Source organism: Polaromonas sp. P1_G4 (assembly GCF_056405475.1).
Window position 1 is genome coordinate 1 of record NZ_JBFUCA010000744.1, and the last position, 1,591, is coordinate 1,591.

At 57.8% G+C, this 1,591-nt stretch carries 3 protein-coding genes; all 3 read left to right on the forward strand.

Translation table 11 applies throughout. The features are described 5' to 3' along the window. The first annotated feature begins 21 nt into the window (after positions 1-21). Positions 22-708 (forward strand): class I SAM-dependent methyltransferase, encoded by a 687-nt coding sequence (locus AC1D1X_RS22910; protein WP_477671335.1) that lies wholly within the window; start codon positions 22-24, stop codon positions 706-708. Then, the gene (locus tag AC1D1X_RS22915; protein ID WP_477671336.1) at positions 705-1,412 is read left to right on the forward strand and encodes an acylneuraminate cytidylyltransferase family protein; all 708 of its coding nucleotides are present in this window, start codon (positions 705-707) and stop codon (positions 1,410-1,412) included. The genes AC1D1X_RS22910 and AC1D1X_RS22915 overlap by 4 nt, the downstream gene beginning before the upstream one ends. Positions 1,413-1,479: 67 nt before the next feature. Continuing rightward, the coding region (locus AC1D1X_RS22920) for an N-acetylneuraminate synthase family protein (RefSeq protein ID WP_477699290.1) at positions 1,480-1,591 on the forward strand (112 nt) is incomplete at its 3' end.

Genomic DNA, 1,591 nt, shown 5'->3' on the forward strand with positions numbered 1-1,591 from the left:
TTTTATCGCAAGGTTTAAGCTATGGGCGCAGATATGCTGTGGGATGAAGTTTTTCGGTCACGCCCCTGGGGTAAATATCCCGGCGAGGATGTGGTGCGCTTTGTCGCCAGAAATTTTTACGGCGCACCGGACCGTGCCTCGGTCCGCCTGCTGGAGGTGGGTTGCGGCACGGGCGCAAATCTCTGGTACATGGCACGCGAGGGATTCTGTGTGCACGGTATTGACGCCGCACCGACCGGCGTGCGCATTGCACGTGAGCGGCTGGATCTGGAATGCGCTGGCTGGCGCGAGCGCGGTGGGCGCGTCGATGTTGGAGGCATCATCCAGTTGGATTATCCGGACGGATATTTTGACGGCGTATTGGACGTGGTGGCCATTTGTTATAGCGGGGACGACGCTGCACGCGCCATTTATGCCGAACTTGCCCGTGTGACGCGACCCGGCGGACGGCTTTTTTCTCGTACCTTTGCTCAGGGTTGCTGGGGAGAAGGCAGCGGCAAACAGTACGCACACAACATGTGGGAATGCAGCGAAGGACCATTGAAGGGTTTGGGACCAACTCGGTTCACCTGCAGGCAAGATGTGCCCGGCTTGTTGTCGCCATGGCGGGTGGACCGCATTGGGGAAAGCAGCGCCGTGGATAACTCCGGTGACCCTGAAATCCGACATCTCTTGATTGAGGCGACACGCGTCGCAATTGCAGCATGACAGCACCCTGCAATATCATCACGATTTGCGCTCGCGGAGGCAGCAAGGGGCTGGTACGCAAAAACGTATTGCCTTTCGCGGGCAAGCCGCTCATCGCCCATACGATAGGCCAGGCCCTTGCCTGCAAGGGAGTAGCCGGCGTCTATGTATCCACTGACGACGATGAGATTGCCGAGGTTGCACTGCAATACGGAGCACTGGTGCCTTACCGCCGGCCTGCGGCGCTCGCCAGCGATACAGCTGCCAAGATTCCGGCGATTGAGCATTTGGTATGTCTGCTTGAGGGTCAGGGCCAGATTATCGGAAGTGTGATGGATCTACAGCCCACTTCGCCACTACGCACAGTTGACGATCTGAACGCTGCGCTGGCGCTGGGGAGCAATGAGGATCTGGTGGTGAGTGTGACGGAACCTTCCCACAGTCCTTATTACACTCTTGTAGAGCAAACGCCTGCCGGCCTGCTGCAGTTGAGCAAGCCAGCTACATTTGTGCGCAGGCAGGACGCACCTACAGTATGGGGACTGAACGGTTCCATCTATGTCTGGAGCCGAGCCGCACTTCGCAAGGCATCGGCGGAAGGCTTCTGGAGTGTGCAGGCCAGACCTTATGCCATGCCGCGCAGTCGTTCTGTAGACATAGATAACCAAGAAGACTTTGAATGGGCAGAATGGCTGTTTCTCCGGCAATATGAGCAGGAAAGGTAACGACGTGACTGGAAAACGGGTTTTTATCATCGCCGAAGGCGGTGTCAATCACAACGGCAGTTTAGCCATGGCCAAGCAACTGGCGGATGCGGCCTTGGCTGCGGGGGCGGATGCGGTGAAGTTCCAGACTTTCCGGGCTGAGGAAGTAGTCACCCCCATGGCGGAGACAGCTCACTATC